General features: G+C 47.3%; 21 protein-coding genes. 13 read left to right on the top strand and 8 right to left on the bottom strand.

The features are described 5' to 3' along the window. Position 1: 1 nt before the first annotated feature. From galB to ESB13_RS16725, 5 genes are all read left to right on the top strand, one after another. On the top strand, positions 2-2,446 hold the full coding sequence (galB, locus tag ESB13_RS16740; protein WP_129004775.1) for a beta-galactosidase GalB: 2,445 nt from the start codon (positions 2-4) through the stop codon (positions 2,444-2,446). A 345-nt stretch (positions 2,447-2,791) separates the two neighbouring features. Next, positions 2,792-5,575, top strand: a complete 2,784-nt coding sequence (locus tag ESB13_RS16735) for a PAS domain-containing protein (RefSeq protein WP_129004774.1) — start codon at positions 2,792-2,794, stop codon at positions 5,573-5,575. A 35-nt stretch (positions 5,576-5,610) separates the two neighbouring features. Beyond that, positions 5,611-5,817, top strand: a complete 207-nt coding sequence (locus ESB13_RS24075) for a hypothetical protein (protein ID WP_246022590.1) — start codon at positions 5,611-5,613, stop codon at positions 5,815-5,817. Continuing rightward, the gene (locus ESB13_RS16730) at positions 5,786-6,043 is read left to right on the top strand and encodes an outer membrane beta-barrel family protein (RefSeq protein WP_246022589.1); all 258 of its coding nucleotides are present in this window, start codon (positions 5,786-5,788) and stop codon (positions 6,041-6,043) included. The genes ESB13_RS24075 and ESB13_RS16730 overlap by 32 nt, the downstream gene beginning before the upstream one ends. A 55-nt stretch (positions 6,044-6,098) precedes the next feature. Continuing rightward, the gene (locus tag ESB13_RS16725; RefSeq protein ID WP_129004772.1) at positions 6,099-6,494 is read left to right on the top strand and encodes an acyl-CoA thioesterase; all 396 of its coding nucleotides are present in this window, start codon (positions 6,099-6,101) and stop codon (positions 6,492-6,494) included. Positions 6,495-6,627: 133 nt separating this feature from the next. Here the strand turns inward: ESB13_RS16725 and ESB13_RS16720 are convergent, their stop codons facing one another. Continuing rightward, positions 6,628-6,858: a DUF6965 family protein gene (locus ESB13_RS16720; protein WP_129004771.1), complete on the bottom strand. Its 231-nt coding sequence runs from the start codon at positions 6,856-6,858 to the stop codon at positions 6,628-6,630. A gap of 144 nt (positions 6,859-7,002) precedes the next feature. Between ESB13_RS16720 and ESB13_RS16715 the strand changes: the two genes are divergently transcribed. From ESB13_RS16715 to ESB13_RS16705, 3 genes are read left to right on the top strand one after another with little or no spacing between them, the layout of a single operon-like run. Beyond that, positions 7,003-7,941 carry a ring-cleaving dioxygenase gene (locus ESB13_RS16715; protein ID WP_129004770.1) on the top strand — a complete coding sequence of 313 codons (939 nt, stop codon included), beginning with the start codon at positions 7,003-7,005 and terminating at the stop codon, positions 7,939-7,941. Between the two features lie 18 nt (positions 7,942-7,959). Then, a complete protein-coding gene (locus tag ESB13_RS16710; protein ID WP_129004769.1) occupies positions 7,960-8,592 on the top strand; it encodes an alpha/beta hydrolase in 633 nt (210 codons plus the stop codon). A 9-nt stretch (positions 8,593-8,601) separates the two neighbouring features. Then, positions 8,602-9,078 carry a GAF domain-containing protein gene (locus ESB13_RS16705; protein WP_129004768.1) on the top strand — a complete coding sequence of 159 codons (477 nt, stop codon included), beginning with the start codon at positions 8,602-8,604 and terminating at the stop codon, positions 9,076-9,078. Positions 9,079-9,091: 13 nt separating this feature from the next. On the opposite strand, the gene ESB13_RS16700 is transcribed toward ESB13_RS16705, so the two are convergent. Next, positions 9,092-9,637: a prolyl-tRNA synthetase associated domain-containing protein gene (locus ESB13_RS16700; RefSeq protein ID WP_246022588.1), complete on the bottom strand. Its 546-nt coding sequence runs from the start codon at positions 9,635-9,637 to the stop codon at positions 9,092-9,094. A gap of 29 nt (positions 9,638-9,666) precedes the next feature. After that, on the bottom strand, positions 9,667-10,545 hold the full coding sequence (locus ESB13_RS16695; protein ID WP_129004767.1) for a hypothetical protein: 879 nt from the start codon (positions 10,543-10,545) through the stop codon (positions 9,667-9,669). A gap of 149 nt (positions 10,546-10,694) precedes the next feature. Between ESB13_RS16695 and ESB13_RS16690 the strand changes: the two genes are divergently transcribed. Continuing rightward, positions 10,695-12,017: a M23 family metallopeptidase gene (locus tag ESB13_RS16690; RefSeq protein WP_129004766.1), complete on the top strand. Its 1,323-nt coding sequence runs from the start codon at positions 10,695-10,697 to the stop codon at positions 12,015-12,017. A gap of 64 nt (positions 12,018-12,081) precedes the next feature. On the opposite strand, the gene ESB13_RS16685 is transcribed toward ESB13_RS16690, so the two are convergent. Continuing rightward, positions 12,082-13,314 (bottom strand): MFS transporter, encoded by a 1,233-nt coding sequence (locus tag ESB13_RS16685; RefSeq protein ID WP_129004765.1) that lies wholly within the window; start codon positions 13,312-13,314, stop codon positions 12,082-12,084. A 117-nt stretch (positions 13,315-13,431) separates the two neighbouring features. Here ESB13_RS16685 and ESB13_RS16680 point away from each other — a divergent pair, with 117 nt between their 5' ends. Then, a complete protein-coding gene (locus ESB13_RS16680) occupies positions 13,432-14,691 on the top strand; it encodes an NAD(P)/FAD-dependent oxidoreductase (protein ID WP_129004764.1) in 1,260 nt (419 codons plus the stop codon). A gap of 3 nt (positions 14,692-14,694) precedes the next feature. Here the strand turns inward: ESB13_RS16680 and ESB13_RS16675 are convergent, their stop codons facing one another. Further along, the gene (locus tag ESB13_RS16675; protein ID WP_129004763.1) at positions 14,695-15,138 is read right to left on the bottom strand and encodes a YMGG-like glycine zipper-containing protein; all 444 of its coding nucleotides are present in this window, start codon (positions 15,136-15,138) and stop codon (positions 14,695-14,697) included. A gap of 113 nt (positions 15,139-15,251) precedes the next feature. Beyond that, positions 15,252-16,250 carry an alpha/beta hydrolase gene (locus tag ESB13_RS16670; protein WP_129004762.1) on the bottom strand — a complete coding sequence of 333 codons (999 nt, stop codon included), beginning with the start codon at positions 16,248-16,250 and terminating at the stop codon, positions 15,252-15,254. Between the two features lie 217 nt (positions 16,251-16,467). Here ESB13_RS16670 and ESB13_RS16665 point away from each other — a divergent pair, with 217 nt between their 5' ends. After that, positions 16,468-16,776, top strand: a complete 309-nt coding sequence (locus tag ESB13_RS16665; protein ID WP_129004761.1) for a hypothetical protein — start codon at positions 16,468-16,470, stop codon at positions 16,774-16,776. A gap of 82 nt (positions 16,777-16,858) precedes the next feature. On the opposite strand, the gene ESB13_RS16660 is transcribed toward ESB13_RS16665, so the two are convergent. Further along, positions 16,859-17,329, bottom strand: a complete 471-nt coding sequence (locus ESB13_RS16660; RefSeq protein WP_129004760.1) for a DinB family protein — start codon at positions 17,327-17,329, stop codon at positions 16,859-16,861. Between the two features lie 169 nt (positions 17,330-17,498). On the opposite strand from ESB13_RS16660, the gene ESB13_RS16655 reads away from it, so the two are divergent. Together ESB13_RS16655 and ESB13_RS16650 are read left to right on the top strand one after the other, a co-directional pair. Beyond that, positions 17,499-17,714, top strand: a complete 216-nt coding sequence (locus ESB13_RS16655) for a hypothetical protein (RefSeq protein ID WP_129004759.1) — start codon at positions 17,499-17,501, stop codon at positions 17,712-17,714. Between the two features lie 59 nt (positions 17,715-17,773). Next, entirely contained in the window at positions 17,774-22,951 is a 5,178-nt protein-coding gene (locus ESB13_RS16650) for an AAA domain-containing protein (RefSeq protein WP_129004758.1), read from the top strand. A 5-nt stretch (positions 22,952-22,956) separates the two neighbouring features. Here the strand turns inward: ESB13_RS16650 and ESB13_RS16645 are convergent, their stop codons facing one another. Continuing rightward, positions 22,957-24,054: a GAF domain-containing protein gene (locus ESB13_RS16645; protein ID WP_129004757.1), complete on the bottom strand. Its 1,098-nt coding sequence runs from the start codon at positions 24,052-24,054 to the stop codon at positions 22,957-22,959. Between the last annotated feature and the right edge of the window lie 117 nt (positions 24,055-24,171).

Here is a 24,171-nt window from a genome sequence, read left to right as displayed (position 1 = left end):
TATGAGAATAGTTAAAAGATCATTGCTCGTAGCGCTGCTCGCCGCCTGCCTGCATAGTGTTGCACAGGAACGACAGGAATACCTGCTCGAAAAGAACTGGAAATTTTCTAAAGGCGAACAGCTCAATGCATGGCAACCCGGCTTTAATGACGCCAAATGGCAAAAAGTATCCGTACCCCATGACTGGGCTATCACTGGCCCGTTCGATGGAAACAACGATCTCCAAAACGTAAAGATTGTTCAGAACGGCGAACAGGAAGCTTCGCTGAAAGCCGGCAGAACCGGCGGCTTGCCATTTATAGGCATCGGCTGGTATCGCCTGTCTTTTGAAGTGCCGGGCTTTAAAGCAGGAAAAAAAGTAGCACTCCTTTTCGATGGTGCTATGAGCAACGCCGAAGTATATGTCAATGGCAAAAAAGCAGGTAACTGGGCCTATGGCTACAATTCTTTCTTTTTCGATGTAACCCCTTTCCTCAATCCTTCAGGTAAGAATACGCTGGCGGTGCGTTTGCAGAACTTTGAACAATCATCACGCTGGTATCCCGGCGCTGGTCTTTATCGCAACGTACACCTCATTGTAACCAACAATGTGCACATACCCGTATGGGGTACTTATATCACTACGCCTGATGTAAACGAAGAAAAGGCCTCTGTTTCACTAAAAACGACAATTGCCGGCGCGGGATCCATACAAGACCTGCACCTGCAAACAATAATAGTGAATGGCGCAGGACAGCAGGTGGCTTTTGTCAACACCCCTGTTAAAAGTGTTGAAGATCCTGTAGCACAGGAGTTCACTATTCAAAAGCCTGCACTTTGGTCGCCGGAATCACCCGCACTCTATAAAGCGGTAACCAAAGTTTATCAGGGTAGTACGCTGAAGGACGAATACACAACAACCTTCGGCATCCGTTCTATTGAATACAACGCCGGTGAAGGGTTTCTCCTGAACGGAAAGCAACGTAAATTCAAAGGAGTATGTAACCATCACGACCTTGGTCCGCTTGGCGCTGCTATAAACGTAGCGGCCTTACGCCGCCAGATCTCCCTGTTGAAAGAGATGGGCTGCGATGCTATCAGAACCTCTCATAACATGCCGGCGCCGGAGCTCGTGCAGCTTTGCGACGAAATGGGTATGATGTTGATGGTTGAATCCTTCGACGAATGGAAGGCGCCCAAAATGAAAAACGGGTATAACAAATACTTCGATGAATGGGTGGAAAAAGACCTGCTTAACATGTTACATCATTTCCGTAATAACCCTTCCAATATCATGTGGAGTATTGGTAATGAAGTGCCGGACCAAAGTACGGTCAATGGTAAGGATATAGCCAAACGCCTGCAGGATCTCTGCCACAAAGAAGATCCTACCCGCCCTGTTACAGTAGGCATGGACCGTTTCGATGATGCAGTGAAAAAAGGATTTGCTGCTGTACTCGATATCCCCGGCTTTAATTATAAACCACACCGCTATCCCGAAGCACAGGCCGCTTTGCCACAAGGATTTATCCTGGGTACGGAAACCGCTTCTACAGTAAGCTCACGCGGCGTATATAAATTCCCGGTTGCATTTTATAAGAATAAAACCTACAACGATAACCAATCTTCCTCTTACGATCTTGAAGCCTGCTCCTGGTCTCAGGTGCCCGATGATGAATTCGTTCAGCAAGACGATCTCGACTATGTGATCGGGGAGTTTGTATGGACCGGCTTCGATTATCTGGGCGAACCTACTCCCTACGATGCTAAATGGCCTTCACATAGCTCTTACTTCGGCATCTTCGATCTGGCTGGTTTACCTAAAGACAGGTATTATCTCTATCGCAGTAAATGGAATACCAATGTTGCAACGTTACATCTCCTGCCGCATTGGACATGGCCCGGCAGAGAAGGACAGGTAACTCCGGTATTTTGTTATACAAGCTATCCTTCTGCCGAACTATTTGTGAATGGTAAAAGTATGGGCCGCCAGTCCAGGAATAAAACCAACAACCAAACGCGTTACCGCCTGATGTGGAACGACGTGAAATATGAGCCCGGAGAAATTAAAGTAGTAGCCTACGATGCAGCTGGTAAAGCAATGGCTGAACAAAGCATAAAAACCGCCGGCGTTCCGCATCATATCGTACTTCAGTCCGATAGAAAACAAATAACAGCCGATGGCAAAGACCTCGCATATGTTACAGCCAGCATCGTTGATAAAGACGGTAATCTTTGCCCTCATGCCGATAACCAGCTCGAATTCCAGGTGAAAGGAGCAGGTGCTTTCAAGGTAGTTGCCAACGGCAACGCCACCAGCCTGGAACCTTTCCAGCTCCCCCGCATGAAAGTATTCAGCGGCAAGCTGGTAGTAACCGTTCAATCTGCCGGAAAACCGGGTAACCTGCAGTTACAGGTAAAAGGCAAAGGACTTCAGCCTGCCACTGTAACCATCCCTGTTCAATAACAACCACCACATAAACAACCTTTTACGGTTGATGACGGGGCTGGCCAAAACAAATGGCCGGCCCCGTCTGCTTTAACTAATCCTGCCTGGCAGCGCAATTGTTCTAAAAGCTGACTTAAGGCAAAGCGCAGACCTGCCTTAAAGCTTCCATAAGTATACCATGACCGCACTTGCATCGCACATACATCGCACTTGTATCGCACTTGCATCGCACTTGTCTGCCGCCTGCCCCCGGCGACTATAACAATCGTCTCCTTTATGCTTCCTGCTGCGTGGAATTAATACCCCACTGGTATTTGCTGATTATTACAGTAAATTAGTGCCTAATTCGAGTGTATAAGAACGATGAATGCATTTAACCCAAAACAACAGGTTGACACCGTTCAATTTGCATTAACTGCCGCAGGTATCGGAACCTGGGATGTGTATTTGCAGGAAGATAAAATAACGATAGATGACTTAAGCAGGAAGCTCATCGGATTTACCCCCGACGAACCTGTTACAAATAATGTGTTGCTCGATAAAATATACGCACACGATCAGCAACGCCTTATAGATGCCTTTAATAAGGCACTGATGCGTAAAGCCGACTACGCCGTAGATATAAAATTTAGAACCACAGGAGGGAAACGATGGCTGCGCATCCAGGGACGGTCTTTTCAGGACGATGACGGCAGGCCACTCCGCTTTTCCGGTATTGTTTCGGATGCAAGCGCCGAAATGAAAGTGGGAGAAGAAATGTATGTCGCCGAAAGCCTGGCAGCGCTTGCGCTCGATGGGGCCGATACGGGTTCATTTTCTATAGACCTTACCACAAACGCCTTTCGCTTTTCTCCTTCGCTTGCTTACCTTCTTACAGGCGATGCCGACCCTAAAGCAACCAGGGATATCTTTATCAGGCATATCCACCCCGGTGATATCCCTGTCCGGGATGCCGCCTACCAACGCGCCGAACAAACGGGCATCGTCAGCTACGAAGCACGCTTCGTCTGGAAAGACAACTCTGTTCACTGGATTAAAACCAAAGGGAAATATTTCTATGACCTCAGCGGCCGCGCAATTACCTTTTCGGGCATCGCCCAGGACATCAGTCACGAAGTTGCCGCCAGAAAAGAACAGCAGAAACTGCTTTCCCTGGTAGAACATAGCAGCGACCTCATCGTCGTAACAGATCTCGATACTGTTTTTACGTATATCAATAAAGCAGGACTGGAATTACTGGGCTTCGATAGCGCGGAAGACGCAAGAACCAAAAGGTTCGTTAGCCTGTTCGACCAGGAATACCTGCCTTTGTTTACAAACGAAGTACTGCCCTCTCTGCTCTCCAATGGTAAATGGCAGGGCCAGCAATGGCTGCGTAACCGTATTACCGGCGAGTTGATTCCTTTTGGGGTCGACGCATTCCGCCTCGATAGTCCTATGAACGGCCGCCCTATAGCCTTTGCCTGTGTTGCAAAAGACTTGCGGGCACAACTGGCTGCAAAGGCTGAACTGGAAAGATCGGAACGCCGCTTCCGCTCTCTCATTGAAGAAGCCCCTATTGCCACTGCCCTTTATGTGGGTAAGGAACTGATCATTGAAGTGGCCAATGAACAAATGCTCCGTCTTTGGAATAAGGACAGGGCCATCCTTGGCTCACCGTTATCGTCTATAACAGGCGAATTGCAGCGAAATGAATCCCTGAAGATCCTGATGGCGCAGTTTTCTTCAGGACTGGCCTATCACTCCAACGAAACCCGTGCAGAGCTGATCGTCGACGGCAAGCCGCAGATTTTCTACTTTAATGTAACCTACAAGCCGCTGTTTAACGCATCAGGAGAAGTATATGCCATCCTCAATATGGCCGTTGATATTACGGAGCAGGTTCTTAACCGCAACAGGATTCTGGAAACGCAACGTACACTCGAAAGCGCGGTGAATATTGCCAACCTGGCAACATGGGAACTGCGCCCGCTGGAAAATATCTTCAACCCCTCCGATAGAATGAAAACCTGGATGGGATACGACCCGTCCGAGACTATTACCCTCGAACAGGCAATGGCCACCATCCCCGACAGGGAGAAGGTAGAGCAGGCAACTCAACTGGCGCTCAACCCAAACGGAAATGGTGTGCTCGATGTGGACTATCATATCGTAAATACAAGAACAGGTAAACTGCTGGTGATGCATTCCCGCGGTCAGGCCTTCTTTAACAGCGACAATAAGGCGTACCTGCTTGTTGGTACAACACAGGATATAACCCTGCAACGTGAACTTGAAGTAGCGCTGGAGGCCGAAGTGGCCGAGCGCACCGAAGAACTTGCCGCCTCCAATGAAGAATTGACAGCCTCTAACGAAGAACTCGCCGCATTGAATGAAGAGTTCTCCGCTATGAACGAAGAATTACAGGAAGCAAATGAAAACCTGCTTCGCTCTAACCAGGAGCTGGAACAATATGCCTATGTTGCCTCTCACGATCTTCAGGAACCATTGCGTAAGATCCGCATCTACTCCGATATGCTTGGCCAGCAGCCCAACCTTACAGAGCAGCATCTGAAACTGGTTGCCAAAATAGATCAGTCGGCCCAGCGCATGAGCATGCTCATTAAAGACCTGCTCGACTTCTCCCGCCTCCTCGAAACAGGTGGAATGGTTGAAAAGGTTGATCTTAATAAAGTACTTCAGAATGTTACGAACGACTTTGAACTGGTGATTGATGATAAAAAAGCAAAAGTGATCATTGGTGAACTCCCCGTTGTAGAAGCGGTACGACTGCAAATGAACCAGCTTTTTTATAACCTGCTGGGCAATGCCCTTAAATTCATTCGCCCCGAAGTAAAACCGCTGATCGAAGTATATGCCCGCCTGGTAAAAGCAGCAGACCTTGGCCCCGTTTCCGGCCTGTTGTCACGAGCCAGGTTCTATTACGAGATCAGTGTAAAAGACAATGGCATCGGTTTCGAACAAAAATATGCCGACCAGGTATTTCAGGTCTTCAAAAGGCTGCATGCATCCGCCGCCTATCCAGGTTCAGGTATCGGCCTTGCCATGTGTAAACGTATAGTGATGAACCACGGAGGCGATCTTAAAGTATTTTCTATGCCCGGTGAAGGAACAACCTTCCGTATTATCCTTCCCGTTCTGGTGTAAAAAACAAAAACAGTCCTCCAACCGCTCATCCATATATGGCTAAGAACTTCCCCCGTAACATCGGGTTCGGATTGTCTTTGTCCCTGCCTTTCAATATTGCCAAAGGCTGGCCCGCAGAAAATAACCCGTTGCTTTACCACGATTACAGCGATCTTAACGAACAGCAGATCCGCCTCTGTTTCTCTGCGAACATCCCATTCCTACCAATGGATGAAAGTGATGGACATCGATCTCTGGGCTGAATACAACTTCTCCTACACTACGGTAAATGCAGGAATGGCAGAGATCTTTTATACTGAAGTTGGCTTTTCACGCAGCCTGTTTAAAAACAAAGCACGTTTGCGCCTTTCGTTTGCCGACCCGTTTAATGCACAGCAACTCTCTCTTTCTCCTGGTGCTTTAACGCCGGTACACTGTTTTCAAAAAGGAAAATTGATCCCAATAACTCCGGCGAAAAAAACAGGATGAACTGATTCGCTCCCTATATTGCAGTTTCTTAAATTGAGCTCCCAATATACCTGCTATGAATTTTTACACACGTAAATGGGTGAAACCCGAAAACCTGAATGCACACGGCACACTGTTCGGCGGCAGCCTTCTTAGTTGGATCGACGAAGAAGCAGCTATTTATGCCATCATACAGCTTGGCACCAATAACTGTGTTACCAAGTATATGTCAGAGATCAATTTTGTCAGCTCTGCCCGGCAAGGCGATATCGTTGAACTTGGCATCAAGGCCACCAGCTTTGGCCGTACTTCCCTTACTCTTACCTGCCAGGTAAGAAATAAGATCACACAAAAAATAATTCTGACGATCGATAAAATGGTCTTCGTATGTGTAGATGATAATGGTGTCCCTTTCGCACACGGCAAAACAAAGATCACTTATACCGACGAAAGACTCAGAGAGGAAGAATAATGCCCGCTTCGCTGCTTATTAAAGCAGCCTGTATTGCTGCATTTAAATACCCACGGCGACCTGTGGCTCAAAAGCGAAGAAAATATGGGAACTATCTTCTTTGTAAGGCTGCCACATACCTGTCGCAATAATACTATTGCTGTTGCTGTGCCAGCAACGCTGTCTTAATACTGCGCAGTATATTCATCTTGGCTTCTTCAAGTCTTGGCGCCATTTCGCCTGAGCGTATAAGCGCTATACCTGCCTGTACAGATTCCTTTACGGCATTCTGTTTCGTGGCGGCATTGAGCATAATTGTTTCAGGTAGCTCAACAGAAGCAAAAAAAGCTTCCAGTTCATCCAATTCAGTAAGTGATACAGCCATAAAGCGAAATTACTGCAAATGCCAACGCCTGCCTAAATTCTTAATCTAGGTTATTGTAATGCCCCTGCCCGCCATGGTAATTTTGTTCTGTGATCAGGCAATAAGCAGGATCAGAACAAACTCAACAAACTAAACAGAACAGTTATGGAAAACAGGATATTAGGCTTACACCACATTACGGCAATAGCCTCCGACGCTCAGGAAAACTACGATTTTTATACCCGGCAGCTTGGCTTACGCCTGGTAAAGAAAACTGTGAATTTCGATGACCCCGGCACCTACCATTTCTATTATGGCGATGAGCAGGGTACACCGGGAACCATCCTTACATTCTTCCCATGGGGCGGACAGAAAGGGGCAGGCCGTAATGGCGCAGGAATGGCTACAGGTATCGGCTATGCTGTACCGGCCAATAGCCTCGGTTTCTGGCAGGAACGCTTTAAAGCTGCCGGCATTCCGTTTAAAGCGCCTGTAGAAAGAATGGGAGAAACAGTCCTGGCATTCAGCGATCCCGATGGCTTACAACTCGAATTGATAGTTCCGCAGCAGCCCGATGCGCGCAAACCCTGGACTACACATGATATTGATGCCTCCGTGGCAACCAGGGGCTTTTATAATATTACGCTTACATTGAAGAAGGTAGATGCTACCGCAGCTGTTCTTACCGGTATATTCGGCTATAAACTGCTGCAACAGGAAGGTAACCGTTACCGGTTCGTAACCAATGCGGTAGAAAATGCAGCCATTGTAGATTTGCTTGAAGTGCCCGATGCTCCGGCCGGATATGGTGCAGCTGGTACCAACCACCACGTGGCATTCAGGGTAAAAGATGAAGCTACTCTTATGGCATTCCGCGAAAAGGTAGAGGCCAAAGGCCTTCATATCACACCCAAGATCGATCGTAACTATTTCTTCTCCCTGTACTTCCGTGAGCCCGGAGGCGTATTGTTTGAAATAGCAACCGATAACCCGGGTTTTGCAACCGATGAAACCCTGGAAGAATTAGGTACACATCTCATGCTGCCCGCTCAGTACGAGGCCTACCGCAATAAAATAGAAGAAGTATTACCCGCTTTACAATAAACTGAACTAGGAGTCTATATGCACAAGAAACAAGTAATAACAGAAGGCACCGGCGCAGCCGGTAAAGCGCTCATCTTGATACACGGACGTGGCGGCGCTGCCGCAGACATGCTCTCGCTCGCCGGCCATCTCTCTGTCAGCGACTTTAAACTTGTGGCGCCGCAGGCAACCAATAATACCTGGTATCCCTATTCATTTCTGGCGCCACCCGCCCAAAATGAACCCTGGCTTTCTTCAGCGCTCGACCTGCTGAAACAGGTGGTTGACGACCTCAACAACGAAGGCTTTGCGAATGAAAATATCTATTTCGCAGGCTTTTCTCAGGGCGCCTGCCTTACCCTGGAATTTGTAACGCGTAATGCAACCAGGTATGGCGGAATCGTGGCTTTTACCGGTGGACTCATAGGCGATAAAATTTATCCCGGAAACTACAAAGGCGACTTTGCCGGTACGCCGGTCTTCATTGGTTCCGGCAATCCCGACGCACATGTTCCCGTTGAAAGGGTTTACGCCACTGCTAATATCCTGCGCGATAAAAACGCCAATGTCGTGGAAAAGCTCTATGCCAACAGGCCGCATACCATTATTGAAGATGAGATCACGCAGGCTAATAACATTGTGTTTGCAGCTTTTGTACCTCCCGCATCGTAACTTTGGATCATGGCAGAAGATCTTACAATTGCAACCGGCTCCAAAGCCGGGCAATACGAAGCATTGATCCCGCAGATTAACGGGCTCATTACCGGTGAACCAGACCTGGTTGCCAACCTGGCAAATGTAGCTGCGGCGCTAAAAGAGCAGTTTAAATGGTGGTGGGTAGGTTTCTACCTGGTAAAAGGAAATGAGCTCGTTTTAGGCCCTTTCCAGGGGCCGGTAGCATGTACCCGCATTGCGAAAGGAAGGGGTGTTTGTGGCGCTGCCTGGCAACAGGCCGCTACGCTCATCGTGCCCGATGTAGAGAAATTCCCCGGCCACATCGCCTGCAGCAGCCTGTCTAAATCTGAAATAGTAGTGCCCATTATCAGAAACGGCGAAGTAATAGGCGTACTGGATGTCGATAGCGAATTCGCAGACCATTTCGATACCACCGACCAGCGCTTCCTCGAAGCCATTATCGAAATGATTGAATTCTCTTAGAAGGTCAGGCCTGCTATAGTTTTATGATCTTAGGCTTATGATGCGCAAAAGCCAGAAATTCATTAACTACCCATTCGGTCTTTAGCTTCATATAACTTGTAGAGGTCCCGTCGTTACAGCCATACCATTCACTGGATATAGCGTCTTCATCAAGTACAACCTGTACCTTATTGTCCTTATCCAGCATTACACTAAAGATGCTGGCGCCGCCAACTTTTGTTCCCAGCATCTGTTCAAGCAAATCTGCCGGCGCAAACGATAAACGTGAAATCCCCAATAGGCTGCTCAGGTCTTTGGTCTTGAAAGGCTTGCCGGCAGTAGTGATGAGAAGGTAGAAATCTGTTTGCTGCCGGTTGCAGAGAAATAACGTCTTTACAGTTTGCATGTTCAGCTTCTCATCTATGAGTAGGCAATCTTCCATTGTAATAGCTTCATCGGTATCAACGCGTTCATAACATACGTTGAACTGTTGCAATACGTGATATACCATTTCCTGTAATGTAGTTTGAAATGCAGCAGGAGCGGTACTTTTTACTTCGCTTATATAAAACATGCTCATTTCACAAAACTAAGGAGGTTGCAGTTCTTTTAATCGGGCATTCCGGTAATGATCGCTTTAAACGCTTTTCTATACTCCTTGAGTACTTTGTTACGCCCCTTGAATTCCTGTGGAAACCTAACCGGAGGCTTAATTGACATGAGGTAGATCTCTCGCTTTTTCCCCCGGTCTATGATCTGGAAATGGATATTGCGAACAGTATCCTGAGCTAGCACAATAGAAGGGATAGAATAATACGCACCCCGGTGCGTTATTTGCACCAGCCTTACATGTTTCATACTATCAACGGCTGTGATCTCTCCGCTGCCGCTATCCTGGAGATAATAATAGTTTTGACGAATGGGAATGAACTCCACAGAATCGATACGATATGTCAGGCCCGCATTATTAAGATGCTGCAATAGTACTTCCCTGGTTTGTTTGGTGGTAAAAGAATCGTAAAAAGGCATGTATTCCGGGGAGGCGTAAAAATAATGCATAGAGGAGGCAGGCATAGCAAAAATGGTCAGGCAATATACCGGCACCTTTAACCAGCTTCCCTTTTCCCAGCCATATTCTTTTATTTTGAACGCTGGCGCCAGCATGATCAGCGCAGTCAGGTCCGTATAATCCACTACCCGTGCTACGGGTATTCGGATAACATTGTTGCACCAGTCGATCAGCGGTTGCGACAAAGGCGACTTCCAGTACAGGAAACCCATTATCAGTACAATGCAGCCCGTTACCACTCTTTGCGGAAAAAACTGGCGCCATAATACCCCGGCCATCAGTATCCCTGCAAAGTCAGATAGCTTACCGGTGATAAATCCCGGGAAAGCCTGTTTCCACCAGTGGTCATTCAAAATGAGCAATAGTAAGCAGCTGAGAAATAAAGGGTGCAGTAATAAATTGGTTTGGTTGCGTTGCATAGTTTCTGGATGATGAACTAAATATACAAATCCCGGCAGCATAAGCCCCATCTATTTCCTTAAACTTATGGTATGCTCCGCCCGGTGAAGGATACATTCATATGCCGCCTTGGCTTAACAATTGTATTACAATCAGATAAACGAAACCTATGTATTGCGCTAAATATACCGGTAACATGCTCGCCTGCTGTCTTTGTATTATATTGGCGCTGCCGGCCTGTACTACATCGCAAAGAGGTCTCTTTGCGAAGAAAACGGAACATGAAAAGTATGCCGACCGTATTACGCAGGCGGGCCTCTCCACCAGCACACTCGGCAGCCTTTGGTTTACGGCTGCAGATAAGGCCTTGAATCGTCCTTTGTCGGTATCCCTGCCTTATAAAGAAACGGGCTATTTTGCCGCCCACAAGCCCGATGCTGCAGGTTACGTATTCGCTGCGCGCCGCGGCGACCAGCTTAACATCCTCGTACAAGCGAAACCGGAAGGCCGTGTGAAGCTCTTTGCCGATCTCTGGAAACCTGCTGCTTCGCAAAACAGCAAACCTTCCTTGCTATCAGCAGCCGACTCCTCTGGCATTGTTATCCGTTACGAAGTGGAGCAGGACGGAAACCTGCTCTTACGTCTTCAGCCCGAATTACTTAATAGCGTTGGATATACCATTTCTATTACTACTGCTCCTTCCCTGGCTTTTCCCGTATCCGGAGCGGCATCACGCATTGGCAGCTTTTGGGGCGATAACCGCGACGGTGGCCGCCGCAGCCACGAAGGCATAGATATCTTCAGTAAATTCAGAACCCCATTGCTCGCCGCAGCCAACGGGGTTATTACCAGCACAAGGGAAAATAACCTTGGTGGTAAGGTCATTTTCCTCAGACCGCAGGGAAAGACCTACCTGTTATACTACGCCCATCTCGACGAACAATTGGTCCGGGAAGGCCAGGAGGTTGCAGTTGGCGATACCATTGGTTTTATGGGAAATACCGGCAATGCGCGCAATACACCTTCACATCTTCACTTCGGCATTTATAGTGGTGGAGGTGCCATAGATCCTTTACCCTTTATTAATAAGAACCGGCCGTCGCCGCTTGCCGTCGCTGCCGATACAGGTATCCTTCAACAGAATGTGCGCAGCCTTTCCGCTGCTGTTATAACAACAGCTCCCACTAAAAATAGCACTGCCATAGAAAAACTGCCCCCTAACAGTATCATGCAGCTGCTTGCTGCTACAGGAGGATTTTACAAAGTAGCGTTACCCGGAAATAAAGAAGGCTTTGTTGAAAGTAAATTCGTTTCTACCCGTACCTGGCAACGGCAGCAGGTAAAAGCAACGGCCTTCCTTCACGATGCGCCGGATGCTTCGGCAGCTATAAAATCAGAGATTAAAACCGGCGAAACGGTTGATGTGATGGGCACCTATGGCTCTTTCCGGTATATCCGTTACAACAACCAGGAGGGTTGGGTGAGCTTATAACTGTAACTTCGGTGAACCCGGATAAGCCGTATTATAAGTCTGTTGTTCGCACAAAAATGATGTCTCAATCCTTTTTCTTCGTCAGCAACTTTACCCGGTACAGCATGAATACGCAAATTGCTGTTATAGTAATCATCACGTAACCCAACGTATTGTAATGCTCGAGCGGGCTTTGCTTATGTGCCTGTACCACTATCATGCCGCCAACAGCAGCAGCAGCGCCGCCGGCAATTTGTTGCAGCGAAGCATTGATGCTCATAAAGGCGCCCCGGTCCTGCATCTCCGGTAATGCTGTTACCAGTGCAGTGGAAGGAATGATCCGGCTCATGATACCCATCATCATTAATACATTTAATAAAACCACTTCCCAGAACGGACTTACGCCAAGATTCGTATAAATAAATACCATTATTATCGACCAGCCTGAAGCAATAGCGAAAAGAACGAATTTGTCGATCTTATCACTCAGCCTGCCTATCATTGGCATGATGATAAGAGAACAGATGCCCGACACCATAAACAAAAAAGGAAGCTGCTTTTCTGTAACATGAAGATTGTTGATAGCAAAAGCACTGCTGAAAGGCATCATCATAAAACCACCTATCGCCAGTAAGGCTGTTGCCGAAAATCCGATGCGGTACTTCCTGCGTTTAAGGGTATGAAGCAAATGATCCACTGCATTACGGTCGTGTTGCACCGCCAGATGAGCTGTTACAGGCTGCATACGCAGTATAATGGCTGTAACGATAAGCGCCCCCAGGCCCGCTACCATCAGGAATGGCGACTGCCATCCCCACTTATTGGCGATATACAGGCTAATAGGAATACCCAGTACCTGGCTCGCGCCAAATCCCATTTGCACAAAACCTAAAACACGGCCTCGCTGCTTTATTTCGAAAAGATCAGTAATAATGGCCATGGAAATAGAGCCTATAACACCGCCGAACAGCCCGGTGATGATCCTTGCCGTCACCAGCAGCGGATAAGTATGCGCCAGCCCGCAGAAGAACGTGGCGATTACAAATCCTGTATAGAAAAACAACAATAATTTCTTGCGGTCAAACTTATCCGCAAAACCAGCTGTCAACAGCCCCGAGATCCCTGCACTGAAGGCGTACGCCGATACCGCTATCCCAAATTGTTTGGGAGTAAGATCCATCGACTTCATCAGCAGGTCTCCCAGGGGAGACATCACCATGAAATCAAGGATAACTGAAAATTGGGTGATGGCAAGTATAAATATGACAAACTTCTGGTACGTACTAAGAGGGATAATCTCCTGCGCTTGGCTCTGCATAAACGGTGCTCCGGGCAGTTTGTTCCGGAAGCAACAAAGATGAGCCATCTCCCGGAATAATACACTATCCTTAGGTTAAACGGTTATTATCTTCCGTTTTCTCCATAAATTTAATAGATGAAGGTGATTATAGTAGGAGGGGGCTTTGCAGGCATCAACCTGGCCAAAAGTCTCGCGCATAACAAAAGCATCAATGTTGTCCTGGTAGATAAGAATAATTATCACTTCTTTCCCCCGCTCTTATACCAGGTCGCTACCTCATTTATCGAACCTTCCAATATAAGCTATCCTTTTCGCCGCATGTTTCAGCATAAACCCAACCTGCGGTTTCATATGGGAACCCTGTTGAAGATCAACAGGCACGAAAATACAGTCGACACCGATACAGGAACCCTTTCTTACGATTACCTGGTACTGGCAATGGGAACCGAAACCAATTACTTTGGAATGGAAACGCTTACCCGTAATGCCTTTCCCATGAAAACCATCGACGACGCGCTGCTCCTGCGTAACAGGATTCTCCTGAATGCCGAAAAAGCAGTACGGTCTGCAGACCCCGCCGAAAGAGAAAGATTGCTGACGATAGTGGTGGCCGGTGGCGGAGCTACAGGTGTGGAGGTGTCCGGTATGATCGCAGAAATGTCAAGAAATATTCTTAAAAAAGATTACCCTGAACTTGGCGACGGCAGAGGACATATTTACCTGGTAACATCCGGAAGTGAACTGCTGGGGCCTATGAGCACCAAATCCCAGCAGGAAGCAGAAAAAGTGCTCACACGCCTGGGTGTTAAGGTCAAGTTCAACGCGCGTGTAAAAGACTATACGAATGAACAGAAAGTAATTTTTGCAGATGGATCAGGCATTGAAACGCCTGCGCTTATCTGGGCTACAGGTGTGATCGCCCGCAATGCACCCGGCCTTGATCCAGATATGATCAATAAACACAATCGTATTAAAGTAAACGAATTTTGCCAGGTACTGAATACGGAAAACATTTTTGCAATCGGCGATCAGTCGGTAACAACTACCGACCCGGCCTATCCCAATGGTTATCCGCAACTGGCGCAACCAGCCATTCAGCAGGGTAAGTTTATGGCGGCGCACCTGGCCCGCCTGGCAGAAGGAAAAAAGCCACAACCCTTTGTATTTAAAGATAAAGGCAGTATGGCCATCATCTCTAAATACAAAGCCGTTGTTGACTTACCACGGAATATTTTCTTTAAAGGATATCCGGCATGGGTAGTTTGGATCTTCATCCATCTCATCCCAATTGCAGGATTCCGTAACAAGGGTAAACTGGCGCTGAACTGGTTCTGGAGTTTTATTACCAACGACCCAACGCTCAGGCTCATATTGCGCCCAAAAAAGGAACAATGATCTCTAATCTTTCTTTTTCTTTTTGCTGTCTATGATAGCACCGGTTGCAGCACCCGTACCCGCACCTATTAAGCCGCCTATAACAGCTCCTTTAGCATCTTTGCCTATAATACCACCGGCAACAGCGCCGGTACCGGCGCCTATCACTGCACCCTTGGCAGTATTGCTCCAGCCTTTTTTCTTAGGTTCGGTAGTTGTGGTAGTAGAACTTCCACTCGCTGCGCTCGGGCTGGAGGCAGTTGACCTGCTTGCTTGCGATGCCCTCCGTTCTGCTTCTTTTGCTTTAGCCGTATTCACAGAATCAAGCGTCTGCTGCTTTACAGTATTGATAGTGTTGATAGAGTCGATGGTGGCCTGCTTGGCCGCACCTATTGAATCTGTCGAATTGTTGTTCTTACAGGCCGTGAATACCGCCCCGAAACATAATATGCACAATACCTTTTTCATAGTTCTTGTTTTAAATGCTCACAATATTTGTCTCCGCTAAACCAACTATGAAAACTGTGCCAGTTTAAAAAAAAGCCCGTAAACAGTAACTTACGGGCTGCAAATCAATGCTTTTAGCTAAAAAGATATTTTTTCAGTTCTGCACCCGCCTGTAATACATGAGAGCGTACGCCAGGTACATCATGTAAAGGATTTAATAGCCCGAAATCATGTATCATCCCCTGGTAACGCACCAGGGTCACAGGCACACCGGCTTCGTCCAGTTTTCGTGCATATGCCTCGCCTTCATCGCGTAACACATCATTTTCAGCTACCTGAACCAACGCCGGTGGTAACCCTTGTAAACGGCTGGTAGAAGCCTGCAATGGCGAGGCATAAACATCGTTGCGCGCACCCGCATCGGGAATGTAGGCATCCCAGAACCATTGCATCATATTTCTGGTAAGAAAACGTCCGGTCGCATACTGGTGATAAGAATCTGTATCAAAATTGGCATCGGTAACAGGCCACAATAATATCTGTACTTTCAGCGCAGGTCCGTTTTTATCTTTCGCCATCAATGCCAGTACTGCTGCCATATTGCCTCCCACGCTGTTACCGGCAACCGCCAGACGGCTGCTGTCTATCCCCACCTCCTTACCATGCGCAGCAACCCATTCCAATGCCGCGTATATTTCATTGATAGCTACAGGATACCGCGCCTCTGGCGAACGGCTGTATTCAACAAATACAGCAGCTGCACCGGAATGTACCACCAGGTCGCGCACCAGGCGCTGGTGGGTTTCAAAATCGCCGAGTACCCAGCCGCCGCCATGTACGAAAATAAAACCAGGCAGCTCTCCTGCTGCCTCCGAAGGTTTTACAATATATAGTAACACCTCCACCCCGCTTTGAACAATGGTCTTCTCTTCGATACTTATTCCCGACAAGTCTACGGCTACAGAACGCTGGGCGCCGGTTAATACACCTCTTGCATCAGAAGGGCTTAGTTCCTCGATAGGTTTGCCGCCACCACTGTTTAACGCGTTTAAAAATGCTTTTGTACGACTTTCAATAGCAGGATCCGTAGATGGATCGATTGGGGTAATTCCTTTGGTTTGATCAATGCTCATCTTGTAGTTTTTTATAGTGTAAAGATTTTTGATGGCACAAATCTACTCTGGCATCCCGCCCGCTGCAAGGCACTTTTTTGCCTGTTTAATGCATTTTTTCCCTCTTTTTTATCGGGAACCTTACAATTAATCTTTTTGCGTTGATAACCAGTTTCTTATATATATGGCTTGCGTTTTGAATTATCAACTATGTCCTGATAACCTTAAAATAGATACTATGGAAAACCCTTTTATGATCACCTTCGACTTCCCGTTGGTAGACTCCGACAGGAAGATCCCCGTAAAGGCTATCGTTAAGCTGCATCACTCAGAACCGGCATCTTTTTACAAGGTGCATTCCTTTCACGTAATCGCTGCAAAACCTGTTATTGCAGGTATGCCTCCTTATTCATTTCTGCCTGATCAGGAAATAAGATCACTGGATGAAGATGACGGTATTCTTTGGGTACATAACGATTCCGAACGCCCTACGCTTCTTAGCATGGCTATCGGTAAAGCGATCGAAGAACATCTGGCTAAACAGTAAACAGGTTTATGCAACATTTGGTATAACTGCTCCTTAAACGGGGCAGTTATACTTTTAGGCATTCCTGCAGGAATGAGCTGGTTTAAACCTTGCCTGCTGCTATCAGCCTTTTCATGCTCGAAATAACGCCGGCATGTAAACCTTCGTGATAAGGTAAGAAATGGATCGCATCTTCTATGGAACGCACCTCTACATTGTAACGGGTGGTCCATGGCGTAAATGAGGTGAATAAATGCGCGCTCAGATCCCTCTCTAGTTGGTCCAGTGTAGAAAATAACAACTCTTTGATCAACGATACCTCTTCCGGACCAACGAAACCGCTAGGTTTTGACCCCGTTTTGTAAGCTCCGAAAAAATCGTCCTCTACCGCCAGCGGAAGGCCGGGCCTGAAATAGCAGATCAATTGCTGTGCGGCAACCAGGTGACCCAGGTTCCAGATAATATTGTTGTTAAAACCCGTTGGGATAATATTAAGCTGTTCCGTAGAAAGCCCACGGATCTGCTCCAGTAAAAAAGACCTCGTTAAACGAATGGCGTCAATAGACCGGATCATAGCTTGATTCATTTTTCAAACGTACACCAAATTGTAACAGCTACTCACAAATCATTTGCCGGAAAACTTCCCCCAATAAAAATTCCCGTTTTTATATACTACTCTGTCAAACCTGTTTAAATTGCGGCCGATTATTCTATTTTCGCGTTATAATTCTTAATTCAGGGATATGACTATTGAGCAATTTAAGGAGTTGACACTGGAACAAAAACTGGTGCAGTTGCGGTATGAAGGCGAATTCATTGGCAGCTACGAAAGAACCAGCGAGGAGAACGGTAAAAAGCAACCGGGTGACATCTTTAAATTGGGTGACTTCTGGGTGTTTTTGAGCGATGATGAGAAAACCGTTATTCCTACAAGAAGAGATGTGTTTGCAGCCAGTTAAGCTGGAAACACATCATTCCTGCGTTTTTTGCCTGCCTCACCAACAGGCCCTCACTTGTTATGCCGGATATTTCCTTTCAACAATATCTTCCGGCTGCCTTTAAAAATGGCAGCTGGGCAAACGACGAAGTAGTTGCATTTGTTCTTCCGCTGTTCGAAAAAGTCTTGCTTTTTCATCAGGCCGGACAGGTTGCTGCTTTTGAGCACACTGCCAGTAACCTCAGGGTGCTCGATAATCAACTGTATATAGCGGATAATTGTTCTCATCCGCCTTCGCCACCGGTTGCAGCGAATGCTAAAGCTATACCCACACCCCTCCAGTACCTCCCGGCCTACCAGTCGGCAGAAATTAATGCAGGCAGGCACGATGCCCTGTCTGATATCTTCTGCCTGGGCCAGATCATGGCTTCCGTTATGATGGGATTGAACCTGTATCATATGACGGAACTGGAACGTTTTATAGCCTTTCGTAACCAGCCGGCCGGCCTTAACGAAAGAATTCATCCGGCGCTCGCCGCACTTGCCGCGGAAATGACAGAGCTTGATCGTGCAGAACGTTGCCGCGACCTGGCCGATTGTATTCAGCGCCTCCGGTTTTACCGCGACTACGACCCGCAAAAACAGGAAGATCTCGCCGGTGAAGCACTGCTCCAGGTAAAACAACCGGCCCACCGGAAAGCCTTCATTCTCGGTAAACTGCGTAACAGGCTCTTCGATACCTCCCGGCGTAACAGGCTGCTGTTTTATAAGCCAAACAGCCGCTTTATTAATCTAACCATTGGTAGCGTGCCGGCTGTAAAACAAGCTGCTCTTATCAAGACGGAAACGCTGTTTTACTGGAATAATACGATAGCGGCACACGTTACAGGCTTAAAAGACCTCTCTCTCAATAAATATCTCTGCTTCGAAGATCATCTCTATCTCGATGCTCAGTTGAATAACATCCGCCTCGAAGCAGAATCCGATGAAAAAGAATACGGCTTCAGCCAGCTCAGGCTCGTGATAGCATTCCTCCATTGGAATAACTTTAAAGAGGATCCTAAAGAACGCATTCAAAGCCCGCTGCTGCTGTTGCCGGTTAAACTTAAACGCAGCAAGGCGCTTAAGGAACAACGCTTCACTCTGGAAATAACCGATAACAATGCTATCGTTAATCCAGTACTGGCCCATTTCCTGAAAGATTTGTACGGACTGGAACTGCCGGAAAGCATAGATCTCGAAGAAATGAGTCTCGAAACCTTCTTCCAGGGTCTTAAAGCCAAAATAGATACACTTGCACAGGGCGTGATCCTTACCTTCCGCGATAAGCCCCAGGCCCCCGGGGCGCATGCCATGGCACTTCAAACTATCAGGCAATATGCTAAACGGCAACGGATAAAACAAAGCGCCGCCTTGCCGGGTCAGTATGCTGCCTTGAAGGAAAAACAGTTGCCGCTGCCCGAACTTCCGGCAGAACTCGCAAACCTTCCCGAACCTGCTATCAACCCTTATAGCTGGGATGTTGATAGCTGCAACCTGGTACTCGGCAATTTCAATTATAAGAAAATGAGCCTGGTAAGCGATTATGCAAAGGTCGCAGAACAAAACATGGCCCACCCGGTATTCGACGAACTGTTTGGCAGCGAACCCAGGCAACAGCCTGCCGTAAACATAACTTTATCACCGGCGCAATGGTACCATGTGGTGGCGGCAGATCCTACCCAAACCAATGCTGTGCTTTATAGCCGCTCAGGCCATAGCTACGTGATACAAGGGCCTCCGGGAACAGGCAAAAGCCAGACGATTACCAACCTCATAGCCGATTTCCTCGCCCAGGGAAAGAACATTCTCTTCGTCTGCGAAAAAAGAGCGGCGCTCGATGTGGTCTTTCATCGTCTTCAACAAACCCGCCTCGCCGAACTCTGCTGTTATATTCACGACAGCCAGGGCGATAAAAAAGAATTTATAAAAGACCTGAAAACGGTATACGACAACTTTCTTCAGCATCCAATGGATCTGCACATGATAGCATTGGATAGGAAAGCTACCCTCGAACGGTTTAACGATCAGCTGCAGTTGCTGCAGGCATATCATGAACAGCAGACAACGCTTTTGCCCGAGGCAGGTATTTCAATGCGCGCTTTGCTTGAAAAAGCACTGAAACTGCAACCGCACATACCAGACCTCGATCCCGGTATGCCATTGCCGGTGTATAACGAGTGGCAGCAGTTTGGCCAGGCTATCAGCCAGCTTAGCGAAGCCTTGGAACGCTCCGGCGCAGGCCCCGAATTAGCCGGTCATCCCTGCAGTAACCTGGCAAATACAGTGATAACAGCCGAAAACCCTTTCTCCTTGCTGGAAAACCTTTCGGCGCATTCTTTCAATATTATTGAACAGTTGTCGCAGATCATGCACCATTACCAGGTGCCGCCATTGTTTTACGACAGCTTTGCTGCATTATCTAACCTCCTGAAAGATGCGGCGGTGATGGCGCCTGTCGCCCGCAACCGCAACTTACAGATAGTAAACCCCGATACCCCCGAAGCTGCTGCGTTTGAGCAGGCTCACAAGCAGCAACAGGTACTGCGTAAACAATATGAAGCCGCCCTGAAAATAAATACCAACTGGCGCTACAAATTCAGTAAGCAGGAAACTGAACAAGCCCTCTACATTGCAGGAAAACATGAAAACAGCTTCTGGAATTTCTTTAGCGGTAGCTGGCGCCATCTTAAGAAACAATTGAAACAGGCGTATAGTTTCTCTGCACATCATATCCCGCCTTCTTTTACATCCGTGCTGCAACAGTTACAGGAAGAATATAAAGCCCTCGAACAGCTCAACAATTACCTGCAGGCTGTACAACAGGAATACGGCGTCGAAAACCTGAATACAGTTTATATCGGCATCGATGTGCTCCGCCGTAAAAAAAACGACCCCGCCATAAACTTCCTGCTTCAGCACCCCGAAGCAAATGAACTGGTCCATCAGCTGAGTATGCTCAACAACATGCTGCACCAGCTTGAAATGCAATTGAAACAATGCCTGTATAATTATGAAAGCAAATCGCTGAACCAGTTACGCGACGAGCTGGCTACCATTCAGAGTAATGCCGATGTATTGCGCGAACTAATGCCCGCCCTTAAAAAGCTGGCGGCATTGCCGGCCGACCTCCAGGAACTCATCCGCAAGATTCCGCTAACGCCTCAGCAAACCGAAGCCGCCCTGGCCAATAAAACACTGCAGCTGTTGTTAAGCAGGAACCCCGTGTTTGCCGATACAAACCACTGGAGCCTTAAAGATACAGTACGTGAACTGGAATCCGGCTATAACAAGCTGCTTCAGCTTAACAGCGATTATATCAGAGCAGTGCGGCGCCAGGACTTCTTAAACAACTATCAGCTTAGTAATACCACCGCCTCTAAGCTGGACGCTGAGCAAAAAGCCTTCAAAAAAGAATATGCCGAAGGCAGAAAAGTGCTTGAACATGAAATGGCAAAAACCAAACAGTATAAAAGCATCCGTACCCTCGCATCTAATGAAAGCGGCAGGGTGCTGAAAGATCTGAAACCTGTTTGGCTTATGAGCCCTCTCAGCGTCAGCGATAGCCTTCCCCTGGACGCCGGCTTCTTCGACGTAGTCATTTTCGATGAAGCCAGCCAGATCCCGCTCGAAGAAGGGGTGCCCGCTCTTTTCCGTGCGCCGCAAACCATTATCGTAGGCGACGATAAACAAATGCCACCCAGCCAGTTCTTCAATGCGAAGGTCGAAGACCCCAATGATCTTGAACTGTTCGATGGTGAAACCGAAGAAGAGATCATTAGCATAGAAGCCGATAGCCTGCTTGTTCAGGGTACACGTAAACTGCACAATGCGATGTTGAAATGGCACTATCGCAGCCGCTACGAAACATTGATCAGTTATTCTAACCATGCTTTCTATAATGCAAACCTGCTTACTGTTCCGGATCGCAACCTGTATAACAGCAACAATCCCGCTATCGAAGTACTGCAGCCGCAACAGGGCGCCGCAAATGCAGGCCGCCTGTTGAACAATAGTATGAGCTTTCACTACCTGCCCCAAAGTGTGTATGAAAAAAGAAGTAACCGCGATGAAGCCAGGTATATAGCAGTTATCATAAGAGAACTGCTGCTGTCGAAAACCAGCGATAGCATAGGCATTGTTGCCTTTAGCCAGGAACAGCAATCCGTGATCAAGGAAGAACTGGAATCTCTCGCCGATCTCGATAAAAACTTCGATACTTTACTCGAAAAAGCCTGGAATAGAAAAGAAGATGGTCAGTTTACAGGTCTCTTTGTGAAAAACCTTGAAAACGTGCAGGGTGATGAAAGGGATATTATTATTATGAGTGTTTGTTATGGCCATGATCGGCAGGGAAAAATGCTCATGAACTTTGGACCGGTAAACCGTAAAGGAGGTGAGAAAAGATTGAACGTGATCTTTAGCCGGGCGCGTAAACATATGGCCGTAATAAGCAGCATCAAACACCAGCACATCACAAATGACTACAATGAAGGTGCTTCTTACCTGAAACGGTTTCTTCATTATGCCGAAATGGTGAGCGAAGGAAATATGCAGCAGGCAGGAAATATCCTCGACGGACTGGTTATAAATAGCGGCCGCGCCGCAATGGCCAATACCCCCGCATTTACAGCTACTGCCACACAACTAAAGGCAGAACTGGAAGCACGTGGTTTTGTCGTAGGAGAGGCGATAGGGCAAAGTAGCTTTAAATGCGCTTTGGCGATAAAGCGCGATAAAAATGATACGGCCTACAACCTCGGCATCCTGGTCGACGATGACTTGCATTATCTTAATAAGGATGTTATAGAACAGTACTATCTGCGGCCTGCCATTTTGCAGAATTTCGGCTGGCAGGTGATAAACGTTTATACTAAAGACTGGCTTGAAAATAAGGAAGAGGTCCTGCAAACGGTGCTCCTGGCGCTGGAGAACAAAATGCCGGAAACTAAAGCTGGCTTGGAAAAAACTGCCGGTACAGAGGGGGCAGCCCCGTCATCTGCCGCAACGTCCGGAAATGCTGCTGAGCTTGTGTCAGCTGCCGGCGATAAGTTTTGGAATATTACACGTGCCGGTAACCGTATCAGTATGCGTTTTGGAAAAACAGGCACAAAAGGCCAGATGCAGATAAGAACTTATCTTAATGACGCTGAAGCCGAAGCTGCCATGCAACAATTAATAACCTACCAGGCGCAGCAAGGTTTCATTATTTCAAATTAAAACTATTACAAACTCGACGTCTTGTTTACGATCTCCCTGATGCTGTCATCCAGCTGCTGAACCGCTTTGTCTAACAGGCCAATCAACGTTTCGTCGTGCTTGTATTCTTCTTCTTTGATGATCTGAACCAGGCCAATGATCGACGATAACGGGCCCCGGGCCTGGTGCGATTGTAACTGGGCTATATTCCTGAGTGTTGTATTTTGCAGCGTTATTTGCTCTTCAACTTTCTTGCGGTCATCTATATTCGATGCATTGAAGGCAACGCCAATAATATTCCCTTCAGCATCCCGCGCAGGGCTATAGCTTATTTCCCACCACGAAGGCGATATGTCGTAGTAACTCACCTTGCGTTCAGCATGTATATGCTCTCCCTTTAAAGCCCGTTGGTAACAGTTCTTGAATATTTCTTCTGTAGCGGGGGTAGAGTAGGCGAGTATGTTATCTCCGGGTATATATCCCTTGCCTGTTGCTTTTTTAATGAACCGGAATGCTGCTTTATTATATGCCAGTATTTCGTAATTCCTACCAAGCAATATATGATGCACATTTGAGCTGTCAAGGATAGAACGTAGCTTCAGTGCGGTGCTTTCCTGGTTGTCGAGCAGCCTTGAAGTATACTGCAATGTGATGTTTAATTCCATTAACCGGGTGGCCTGGGCCGATAGTGCACGTAGGGCGTTACATTGCTTTTCATCAAGCGTGCGCGGCTGCTTGTCTAATACACAAATGCTGCCTACATTAAAACCATCTTCAGTGGTAAGAGTGGCTCCCGCATAAAAACGTAGATACGGAAACCCTCTTACCTGCAAGTGATGCACAAAACGTTCGTCTTCCAATGTGTCCGGAATGATCAGCAGATCATTCTGCTCTATAGTATGCGTGCAAAAGGAAATAGACCTGTCCGTTTCCGATATAACTACGCCAACCTTCCCCAGGAAATACTGCTTGTCCCGGTGTATCATGCTCAATAACGCCATCGGCGTATTACAGATCTGGGCGGCCAGCTCAGCCAGTTGCTGAAGCTCCGCCGATATATTACCACTTAACTCGTAAAACCTCTGTACAGCCTGTAGCCGGAACGTCTCATGCACATCATTCATTAGGTAGAGGATTAAAACTAAAAATTCAATCCTCAAAGAGACGCATAATATTTTATACAGTAAAGTAGGTTAAGCCATAATTAAGTTTTCTTAGCAAATCTTAAGCAATGAACAGTA

The organism is Filimonas effusa, from assembly GCF_004118675.1.
In the GTDB taxonomy this organism is placed as follows: Bacteria; Bacteroidota; Bacteroidia; order Chitinophagales; family Chitinophagaceae; genus Filimonas; species Filimonas effusa.
The sequence above is the reverse complement of the archived record's forward strand: the minus strand, read 5'-3'. Positions and strand labels throughout refer to the sequence as shown.

Coding starts and splice junctions, on each gene's coding strand:
- ESB13_RS16710 (WP_129004769.1), top strand. CDS start 7,960: ATGCACAAGAAACAAGTAATAACAGAAGGCACCGGCGCAGCCGGTAAA.
- ESB13_RS16685 (WP_129004765.1), bottom strand. CDS start 13,314: ATGCAGAGCCAAGCGCAGGAGATTATCCCTCTTAGTACGTACCAGAAG.
- ESB13_RS16670 (WP_129004762.1), bottom strand. CDS start 16,250: ATGAGCATTGATCAAACCAAAGGAATTACCCCAATCGATCCATCTACG.
- ESB13_RS24075 (WP_246022590.1), top strand. CDS start 5,611: ATGGCTAAGAACTTCCCCCGTAACATCGGGTTCGGATTGTCTTTGTCC.
- ESB13_RS16735 (WP_129004774.1), top strand. CDS start 2,792: ATGAATGCATTTAACCCAAAACAACAGGTTGACACCGTTCAATTTGCA.
- ESB13_RS16660 (WP_129004760.1), bottom strand. CDS start 17,329: ATGATCCGGTCTATTGACGCCATTCGTTTAACGAGGTCTTTTTTACTG.
- ESB13_RS16665 (WP_129004761.1), top strand. CDS start 16,468: ATGGAAAACCCTTTTATGATCACCTTCGACTTCCCGTTGGTAGACTCC.
- ESB13_RS16720 (WP_129004771.1), bottom strand. CDS start 6,858: ATGGCTGTATCACTTACTGAATTGGATGAACTGGAAGCTTTTTTTGCT.
- ESB13_RS16700 (WP_246022588.1), bottom strand. CDS start 9,637: ATGAGCATGTTTTATATAAGCGAAGTAAAAAGTACCGCTCCTGCTGCA.
- ESB13_RS16695 (WP_129004767.1), bottom strand. CDS start 10,545: ATGCAACGCAACCAAACCAATTTATTACTGCACCCTTTATTTCTCAGC.
- ESB13_RS16730 (WP_246022589.1), top strand. CDS start 5,786: ATGAAAGTGATGGACATCGATCTCTGGGCTGAATACAACTTCTCCTAC.
- ESB13_RS16725 (WP_129004772.1), top strand. CDS start 6,099: ATGAATTTTTACACACGTAAATGGGTGAAACCCGAAAACCTGAATGCA.
- ESB13_RS16675 (WP_129004763.1), bottom strand. CDS start 15,138: ATGAAAAAGGTATTGTGCATATTATGTTTCGGGGCGGTATTCACGGCC.
- ESB13_RS16655 (WP_129004759.1), top strand. CDS start 17,499: ATGACTATTGAGCAATTTAAGGAGTTGACACTGGAACAAAAACTGGTG.
- ESB13_RS16645 (WP_129004757.1), bottom strand. CDS start 24,054: ATGAATGATGTGCATGAGACGTTCCGGCTACAGGCTGTACAGAGGTTT.
- ESB13_RS16680 (WP_129004764.1), top strand. CDS start 13,432: ATGAAGGTGATTATAGTAGGAGGGGGCTTTGCAGGCATCAACCTGGCC.
- ESB13_RS16705 (WP_129004768.1), top strand. CDS start 8,602: ATGGCAGAAGATCTTACAATTGCAACCGGCTCCAAAGCCGGGCAATAC.
- ESB13_RS16690 (WP_129004766.1), top strand. CDS start 10,695: ATGTATTGCGCTAAATATACCGGTAACATGCTCGCCTGCTGTCTTTGT.
- ESB13_RS16715 (WP_129004770.1), top strand. CDS start 7,003: ATGGAAAACAGGATATTAGGCTTACACCACATTACGGCAATAGCCTCC.
- galB (WP_129004775.1), top strand. CDS start 2: ATGAGAATAGTTAAAAGATCATTGCTCGTAGCGCTGCTCGCCGCCTGC.
- ESB13_RS16650 (WP_129004758.1), top strand. CDS start 17,774: ATGCCGGATATTTCCTTTCAACAATATCTTCCGGCTGCCTTTAAAAAT.